Source organism: Amycolatopsis thailandensis (genome assembly GCF_002234405.1).
Lineage (GTDB): Bacteria > Actinomycetota > Actinomycetes > Mycobacteriales > Pseudonocardiaceae > Amycolatopsis > Amycolatopsis thailandensis.
In genome coordinates, this window is record NZ_NMQT01000112.1 from 109,236 (window position 1) to 117,264 (window position 8,029).

Genomic DNA, 8,029 nt, shown 5'->3' on the forward strand with positions numbered 1-8,029 from the left:
GTCAGTGAGGAAATCGCGTATGACAACCGCCGAAGCAGCGGAAACGCGCCGCCGCTATCGGCCCGAGTTACAGGGACTGCGCGCGGTCGCGGCACTGCTGGTCGTCGTCTACCACGTCTGGCTGGGCCGGATCTCCGGCGGCGTCGACGTCTTCTTCCTGATCTCCGGGTTCCTGATCACGGGCCAGCTGGTCCGGGCCGCCGGCCGCGGAAGGATCGAGTTCCGCCCGCTGTGGGGCCGGATGATCAAACGGCTGTTCCCCGCCGCGCTGACCGTCCTGCTCGCGGTGCTCGCACTGGCGATCTGGCTGCTCCCGCAGGACCGGTGGTTCCAGACGATCAAGGAGGTCTTCGCCTCCGCCCTCTACGTCGAGAACTGGCGGCTGGCGGCCGATTCGGTCGACTACTTCGCGCAGCACAACACGGCCAGCGTCGTCCAGCACTACTGGTCGCTGTCCATCCAAGGGCAGTTCTACATCGTATGGCCGCTGTTGATCGGGCTGGTGGCCTTCGCCGCCACCCGGCTGCGCCGCTCCCTCAACGGCACGGTCGCGATCACGCTCGGCGTCCTGTTCGCCGTCTCCCTCGCCTATTCGGTGCGGCTGACCGCGACCAACCAGCCGCTGGCCTACTTCCACTCCCTCACCCGGGTCTGGGAGTTCGCCCTCGGCGGGCTGCTGGCGCTGGCCATCGACCGGTTCCTGCTTCCCCGCCTGATCCGGATCCTGCTGGGCTGGATCGGCGTGGCCGGGCTCGTGACCTGCGGAATGATCCTCGACGTCGGCCAGGTGTTCCCCGGCTGGGCGGCGCTGTGGCCCACCGTCTCCGCCGCGCTGGTGATCATCGCGGGCGCGACCGCCAGCCGGGCGGGCGCGGATCGGATCCTTTCGTCCCGGCCGCTGGTGTACCTCGGCAACCTCAGCTACTCGCTGTACCTGTGGCACTGGCCGGTGCTGCTGTTCTACTTGATCGCCCGCAAACGCGAGGCCGTCGGGTTGCTCGGCGGGGCGGTGGTGATCGGGGTGTCCCTGTTCCTCGCGGCCGCCACATATCGGTTCGTCGAAGAGCCGGTGCGGAAGTCCGCGGTCGGCGAGCGGACGCGCTGGGGTTCCTATCGGTTCGCCGTGCTCGCGCTGCTCCCGGTGCTGCTGGTCGCGAGCACCTGGCAGGTGGTGAGCGCCAAAAAGGCCGACTTCTCGATCGCGCTCGATGACGACCACCACCCCGGCGCGATGGCCCGCGACCCGGAGACACCGAAGAAACCCGTACCCGGCAAGGAAGCCGTGCCGCCGTTGATCGCCGTGCCGAACGATTGGGGCGGCTTTCCCGACGCGCGGTGCACACCTTCCCGGTTCGACAAGATCCTCGACGTCTGCACTTCGCGCCCGGAGGGAACGCCGGTGAAGACGATCGTCGCCGTCGGCGACTCGCATATGCAGCAGTATCTCGCCGCGATCAAACCGATGGCGGAGAAGAACGGCTACCAGGTCACCTTCATGCTCAAGGGAGCTTGCCCGTTCTCCACGACGTCGGACGCGATGCCGGGCGACGCGGGCTGTCTCGCGTGGAACTCCGCGGCGCAGAAAGAGATCCTGGCGATGCGCCCCGACGCCGTCCTGACCTTGTCCACTCGCGACGTCCGGGTGGGCCCCACCGAGAAGACGCCGCAGGGTTTCGTCGACCAATGGAAGGTCCTCGATCGTGCCGGGATCCCGGTCGTGGCGCTCCGCGACAGCCCGCGCCCCGGGTTCTCTCCCCCTGCCTGCATCGAGGCCAACGGGGTCAAAGCGCCCGAATGCAGTGTGCCGCGGAACAAGCTGCTCGCCGACCCGCCGTACGAGAAACTCACCGACATCCCCGCGAACGTCTCGCTGCTCGACTTCAGCGACTACTTCTGCGGGCGGGGCCTCTGCCGTCCGGTGGTGGGCAACGTGCTGGTGTACATGGACGACAACCACGTCACCGCCAGCTTCATGACCACGCTCTCCCCGGTGCTGGAACGAGGGATGATCAGCGCCCTCGGCTGGTGATCCCGAGCAGTGCCGCGACGGCGTCGCGCGCCTGGTGGGCCGGAGCGGGGTCGCCGCTGATGCCCGCCGTCACGATCGCTCCTTCGGCGAGCAGGTAGACCGGTTCGGTCACCCTGAGGCCGGTGGCCCGCACCCAGGCGTCCACCTGCTCGTGGAACGCCCGCTTGTGCGCCCGCACCTCGGCCAGGACCGCCTCGGACGAAGGCCCGAACTCGCCGTGGGCGTTGATCCAGGCACAGCCACGGAAACCGGGTTCGGCGAACCAATCGGCGAGCCAGTCGAAGATCGCGAGCACCCGCTCACGGGGATCCGTCACCCGCTCCACTCGGTCTGCCAAACTGCCCCTCCACCGCCCGTCGCGACGTCGGAGCATCGCCACGACGAGGTCTTCCTTGGCCTCGAAGAAGCGGTAGATCCGTTTCAGCGAGAGGCCGGACGCCGCGCGGACCTGATCCATACCGACCGCTTGGATCCCGTTCTCGTAGAAGAGCTTCTCGGCGGCGTCGAGCAGCAGCTCGCGGTCCACCCGGTTCCGCTCGTCGGTAACAGCGGCAGGCATCGGGGCTCCTTGACGTCGAGAACGGTCGTTCCCTATCCTAGTCACCAGACGTAGAGAACGCACGTTCTCGATCTGAGGAGGTCACGATGACGGAAGATCGCCCGCCTTACCCGCCGTTCACCCGGGAGACGGCGCTGCGGAAAGTCCAAGCGGCCGAGGACGGCTGGAACACTCGCGATCCCCACCGGGTGGCCTCGGCGTACACGCCGGATTCGGTGTGGCGGAACCGGGACACGTTCGTCCAGGGGCGCGAGGAGATCGTCGCCTTCCTGACCGGGAAGTGGGAGCGGGAACAGGACTACGCACTGCGCAAGAACCTCTGGGCGTTCGAGGGGAACCGGATCGCCGTCCGTTTCCAGTACGAGTGGCACGACCAGGCCGGACAATGGTGGCGCAGCTACGGCAACGAACTGTGGGAGTTCGACGAGCACGGTCTCATGAGCCGTCGCGAGGCGAGCATCAACGATGTGGCCATCCCCGAAAGCGAGCGGCGGATCCGCGGCCCGCGTCCGGCGGAGGAACACGGAGTCGAATTCCCGCTCCAGTAGCTCAATCGACGATCGAGGCGATCTCCCACAGCCCCAAGGACTTGTCCGCGTAGGCGCCGCCCTCTTCGGTGCAGCCCTCGACCAGCACGGCCAGTGGCTCCGGGAACCCGAACGGTTCCCGGCACAGGTTCAACGGCCTCCAGTCCCCCGTCACGATGTCGTTGTTGGCGCCCAGCTCGGTGAAAGTCGTGGTCAGCAGGTACCGGGAGCCACTGCGCCGGAGGTTGCTCAACGCCCGTTCGATGTCGGCGAAACTCAAGTGCACCAGGCAATCCCGGCACAGCACGAGATCGGCGGCCGGGAGCGGATCGCCGGTCAGGTCGAGGGTCCGGAACTCCCGCACCGGATCGTCCCGGAACCGGGCGGCGTTCGCCTCGACCAGATCGGTGACGATGTCGGCGCCGATGTACCGGTCCAGGTCGAGGTCCACCTCGCTGAGCCAGCCGAAGTCCCCGCACGGCAGATCGAGCAGGGTGCGCACGCCGAAACGTTCCAGGAGAGCGGGCAACTGCTCGCGGAGCCCCTGGGTCTGGACGGACTCGGAACCAGGCCCGGACACCGAGGAGGAAGTCCACAATCGGGATCGGAAGATGTAGGTGAAACGATCTTGGGTCCCCATGCTTTCGAGCTCTTCGGCGACCCGACGGAAGTTGACCTGCGCGGTGGTGATCGGTCGTTCGTCCACGCTTTCATCGTAGATCGATTCGGGCATCCTCGAGTCCATGACCGAATGGGAAGCCGAGCGCACCCGCCTCTTGAAGGCGAACGCGGAAGCACTGGCCAGGACGGCGCTGACCAACGTCGTACGCGAGTATCCGCACCACGAAAGCCATTGGCATCACGAAGGCGTACCCATCCCCACCCCGAAACTGTCGCATCCGTGCTTTTACGGCAGTTTCGACTGGCATTCCTCTGTGGAGATGTTCTGGGTGCTCGTGCGCTTGCTGCGACATCACCCCGAACTCGTGCCCGCCGAGGAGATCCGCGGCGTCCTGGACGACCACCTGACCGTCGAGGCACTCGCGGGAGAAGTCGCTTTCTTCACTCCCGACGAGCATCGCAACACTCAACGCCCTTACGGCTGGTCCGCGCTGCTGGACCTGACCCACGAAACCGCCACCTGGGACGACCCTGACGCCGCTCGCTGGTCGGCAGGACTGCGAGAGTTGAGCGCTGTCTTCGTATCCCGCTATCTCGACTGGCTGCCGCGAGCCACCTATCCGATCCGGTACGGCATACACGAAAACGGCGCGTTCGGGTTGTCCCGCGCCCTGCCGTACGCGGACCACCTCGCCGCGCAGGGCGATCCGCGGCTACGCCAGGTCGCCATCGAGACAGCCTGGCGGTGGTTCGGCTCCGATCGCGACTACCCCGGTTCCTGGGAACCCTCCGGCGCCGACTTCCTGTCCCCCGCCCTCGCCGAAGCCGAACTCATGACCCACCTGCTGTCCGCGAGCGAGTTCGCCGGCTGGCTGCACGGGTTCCTGCCCGGCATCGCCGACCGGGAACCCGCGACGTTGTTCACCCCGGCGTCCGTGAGCGATCCCACCGACGGGCAGATCGCCCACCTGCACGGCCTCAACCTGCACCGTGCCTGGTGCTGGCACCGCCTCGCGCGCACCCTCCCCGACGGCGACGCCAGGATTCCCGCCATACTCGAAACCGCGCACGCTCACACCCATGCCTCACTCGCACAGACCACCGGCGGCGCGTACATGGTCGAGCACTTCCTGGCCTACTACGCACTTCTCCTACTGAGTTGAGTCGACGATGACCTGGTCACTACCGCACATCACCCTCGGCTCCGAACGCCGTCTGCTGGAGGCCATGCTCGACCGCAACCGCGCCGAACTGGTCAACGCGGTGCGAGGCCTGCCCGAAGAAGACGCGCGCCGCCGGCTCGTCGCGTCGCGGACCACACCGATCGGGCTGCTCAAACACGCCGCTGTCGCCGAACGAATCTGGTTCCACCACGTCCTCGGCGGTATCCCCGAGAGCGAATGCGACGGCGGTACGACGCCGGGCGACGCGAGTTTCGTCGTCGGCGACGACGAAACTCTGACCGAAGTGATCGCGGAATTCGAACGCGCCAGTGCGCGCTCCCGCGTGATCGCCGCCGGCTTCGACCTCGACGAGATCAAGATCCACCCGCGAGTCGGCGACGTCAGCCTGCGGTTCGTCCATTTGCTCCTGATCGAGGACTTCGCGCGGCACGCCGGGCACGGCGACATCCTCCGCGAGCAGATCGAGCATCCCGTCGCGCGGGGCGATCGGTAGTTCCAGGCGAACATGTCCGGACTGTGACCACCCGAACAGAGCAGTCACTCGCTGTTGGTGAGCCAAGTGCCGCAGCAGCGGCAGCTCGACCGCCCGATCAGGTGAACTCACCGTGAGCACGATTGCTCGGATCTGGTCGAAGTTGACCGTAGCCGACCGTTGCGAACAGCATCTTTCATACTGCGAAAGCATCGCGCACGACTTCCGCGATGCGCCTCCCCACCTGCGCAGATCAATTCGGAGACGCACGTCGCGGTGACCTGGCCCGACACCACGAAGGCAAGCCACCGGACCAGCGAGCCCGCTTGACGGCACTCGTCCGTTCAGCGCCATCGACTACTTTTAGTAATTTCCGTAGTCACCCAGACCGTTGAGCGACGCAGGCATACCGTTCAGCGCGACACACGCAGTACTACTGAACGGTCACAGTCTGCTTTCGCCAAGATGTTTCTCAGCCGCACCGGGTCAAGAACCGGTAACGCGCGCGTGGCCCCCTGCGGTAACAGGAGGCCACGCGGATGTCCATTCGCCCAGCTCGCTAGAACAAGGACAGGACGCCGTGACCTTACAGCCTGATAATGCGAAGACACCAGACAGCGGCCCGCCACGGCGGGTCAAAGTCGTCATCGAGAGCGTCGAAGAGCCGCCACGCCGAGTCGCCACGTCCGCGGAGATGATCCGCGCGGCGCGGCTCCTCCTGAGGACCTCGGGGCGTCATCGCAAAGTGCAGACCCGCGACAGCTGGCTCTGCCTCGCGCTGGCGGTCCTCGCCGGCTGGGCCCCGACCCTGCGGATGTGTCTCCTGCTGACGATCGGCGGCGGAATCGTCGTCGGCGTCGTCAGGATCAGCACGCCGGAAATCGGCGCGTCGGCGGGGACCTGCGTCGGCCTGCTGACCCTGTTCGGTGCTTGGATCGTCAAAGCCCGCCAAGGAAAGCAGCGCCGGGAGCCGAGTCTGTAGCGTGTTTTGCCCCGTGCCGTCCGATTGGCCGGCACGGGGTGCCCGGCGTTGCCGGAAACTCTCCACACCTGTTCGGCGACCTCCGGTTAAATGATCGCGAAGTCCCCGACATGTGAGGAGATCTTGTGCGGAGAGCTAGAAGACTGGGGGCCCTTGCCGTTTCGGTGCTGGCAGCGACCACGGCACTGGGCGGCTCGGCGTCGGCCGACACCGTGCAGTCGTTCCACACCTCGCTCGACCCCGCCTCGGTGCGGGAGTCGGTGCGCTACCTGGTCGAGAACTACCGGGTGAACGAGAAGGAAGCGTTGCGCCGTCTGGAGTTGCAGACCGACGGCGTCAAACTCGACGAGCTGCTGACCCGCGAACGCGGCGCCGAATACGGCGGCATGTGGCTCGATCAGGCCAAGGGCCAGCTGGTCGTGGCCATGACCAAGCCCGCGGCGGCCGAGCCGTATCTGAAGGCGATGCCCGACCGCGGCGATGTTCGCACGCAACAGGTCCAGCATTCGTTGCGGCAGCTCACGGCGGCGAAGGAACGCGTCGCGGCCAAGGTCGGCGCGGGACCGGAAGCGGTCTACCTGCCCGCGGTGAGTGAGTCCGAGAACCGCGTCGTGCTTTGGGAACGTGCCTGGGTGGCGCAGGAGAAGGCGGCCATGCGCGCCGCCGGCGATGTCGTGACGGCCGAAGTGAACACCGCCCGAGAGGCCGCGGCGGCGGAACCCGATGTGGTCGTTTCCCGTGTGCTGAAGAACCCGAACGCGCTGTCCACGCCGAACGTGGACCTGGGTTTCTGCCATCCGCTCTACTGCACGAAGTACGGCCCGATGCGCGGCGGCCTCCGGCTGGACATGAAACGGGACGACGGCACCTGGGGCGGCTGCACCAGCGCTTTCAACCTGCGGTCCACCGGCGGCGGTTTCCCCGGCAAGGGCTGGGTCCTGACCGCGGGACACTGCATGCGGACGAAGACGAACAACACGCCGACCCAGCACAACGGCAACGACGTGGTGCAGCAGCACGGCATCGAGAAGAGTTCCTACCCGTACGACTACGCGGCGCTGCCGTACGTCAACGACGCGGCGTCGACGAAGTGGCTCGAAGGCCAGACCGGCCGCAACCGGGTGCTGAAGTACTGCCGCAACGGTGGCATGGACAGCAACGGCGACACCCCGTGCGGCCAGCAGGCCACCTCTGTCGACGAGTACATCACCGGTGCGCACAAGCTCGCCGACATCAAGGCGGGCTGGGTCGTCTGCGCTTCCGGGACGGCTTCGAGCGCGGTGAACTACCCGGATTCCGTCGACAGCGGCGCGGGCGCCGGCTACCTCGTCGGGACCCGCTGCGGCCGGGTCCTGTCCACGGACGTCGGCATCAACACCGACCTGTGTGCCCGCCCGGGCGACAGCGGCGGTCCGCTGTTCAGCCAGGCCGATCACGCGGCCCTGGGCATCCTGATCGGCAACCAGCAGTCCCGGTCGGGCCCCTGCCAGGCCGGTGAGCTGAACAACTACGCGCCGATCGAAACGATCACCACCGACCTCAGCGAGCGGATCGCCAGTCAGGGATCCAAGTTCGCGGTGATCACCACTCCGAACGGCTGATCCCAAGTACGTGAAGGCCCCCTTCATTGCGCCTAACGCAATGAAGGGGGCCTT

General features: G+C 66.8%; 8 protein-coding genes. 6 read left to right on the forward strand and 2 right to left on the reverse strand.

Translation table 11 applies throughout. The features are described 5' to 3' along the window. Window positions 1-19 precede the first annotated feature (19 nt). Window positions 20-2,029, forward strand: coding sequence for an acyltransferase family protein (locus CFP71_RS30510; protein ID WP_093937409.1), 2,010 nt, complete (start codon window positions 20-22; stop codon window positions 2,027-2,029). Here CFP71_RS30510 and CFP71_RS30515 read toward each other — a convergent pair. After that, the gene (locus CFP71_RS30515; RefSeq protein WP_093937410.1) at window positions 2,010-2,588 is read right to left on the reverse strand and encodes a TetR/AcrR family transcriptional regulator; all 579 of its coding nucleotides are present in this window, start codon (window positions 2,586-2,588) and stop codon (window positions 2,010-2,012) included. The genes CFP71_RS30510 and CFP71_RS30515 overlap by 20 nt on opposite strands. Window positions 2,589-2,674: 86 nt before the next feature. On the opposite strand from CFP71_RS30515, the gene CFP71_RS30520 reads away from it, so the two are divergent. Next, window positions 2,675-3,136 carry a nuclear transport factor 2 family protein gene (locus tag CFP71_RS30520; protein ID WP_093937411.1) on the forward strand — a complete coding sequence of 154 codons (462 nt, stop codon included), beginning with the start codon at window positions 2,675-2,677 and terminating at the stop codon, window positions 3,134-3,136. A gap of 1 nt (window position 3,137) precedes the next feature. Here the strand turns inward: CFP71_RS30520 and CFP71_RS30525 are convergent, their stop codons facing one another. Beyond that, on the reverse strand, window positions 3,138-3,848 hold the full coding sequence (locus tag CFP71_RS30525) for a class I SAM-dependent methyltransferase (RefSeq protein ID WP_093937425.1): 711 nt from the start codon (window positions 3,846-3,848) through the stop codon (window positions 3,138-3,140). 10 nt (window positions 3,849-3,858) lie between these two features. On the opposite strand from CFP71_RS30525, the gene CFP71_RS30530 reads away from it, so the two are divergent. The 4 genes from CFP71_RS30530 (at window position 3,859) to CFP71_RS30545 (ending at window position 7,975) form a co-directional block, all read left to right on the forward strand. After that, on the forward strand, window positions 3,859-4,899 hold the full coding sequence (locus CFP71_RS30530; protein WP_093937412.1) for a DUF2891 domain-containing protein: 1,041 nt from the start codon (window positions 3,859-3,861) through the stop codon (window positions 4,897-4,899). Between the two features lie 7 nt (window positions 4,900-4,906). Then, window positions 4,907-5,413: a DinB family protein gene (locus tag CFP71_RS30535; protein ID WP_093937413.1), complete on the forward strand. Its 507-nt coding sequence runs from the start codon at window positions 4,907-4,909 to the stop codon at window positions 5,411-5,413. 724 nt (window positions 5,414-6,137) lie between these two features. Next, the gene (locus CFP71_RS30540; protein WP_244199898.1) at window positions 6,138-6,374 is read left to right on the forward strand and encodes a hypothetical protein; all 237 of its coding nucleotides are present in this window, start codon (window positions 6,138-6,140) and stop codon (window positions 6,372-6,374) included. Window positions 6,375-6,499: 125 nt separating this feature from the next. Further along, window positions 6,500-7,975, forward strand: coding sequence for a trypsin-like serine protease (locus CFP71_RS30545; RefSeq protein WP_244199899.1), 1,476 nt, complete (start codon window positions 6,500-6,502; stop codon window positions 7,973-7,975). The last annotated feature ends 54 nt before the right edge of the window (window positions 7,976-8,029 follow it).

Bases quoted from the DNA above. Each gene is read 5' to 3' on its own strand.
- CFP71_RS30520 (WP_093937411.1), top strand. From the start codon at position 2,675: ATGACGGAAGATCGCCCGCCTTACCCGCCGTTCACCCGGGAGACGGCG.
- CFP71_RS30515 (WP_093937410.1), bottom strand. From the start codon at position 2,588: ATGCCTGCCGCTGTTACCGACGAGCGGAACCGGGTGGACCGCGAGCTG.
- CFP71_RS30535 (WP_093937413.1), top strand. From the start codon at position 4,907: ATGACCTGGTCACTACCGCACATCACCCTCGGCTCCGAACGCCGTCTG.
- CFP71_RS30525 (WP_093937425.1), bottom strand. From the start codon at position 3,848: ATGCCCGAATCGATCTACGATGAAAGCGTGGACGAACGACCGATCACC.
- CFP71_RS30510 (WP_093937409.1), top strand. From the start codon at position 20: ATGACAACCGCCGAAGCAGCGGAAACGCGCCGCCGCTATCGGCCCGAG.
- CFP71_RS30530 (WP_093937412.1), top strand. From the start codon at position 3,859: ATGACCGAATGGGAAGCCGAGCGCACCCGCCTCTTGAAGGCGAACGCG.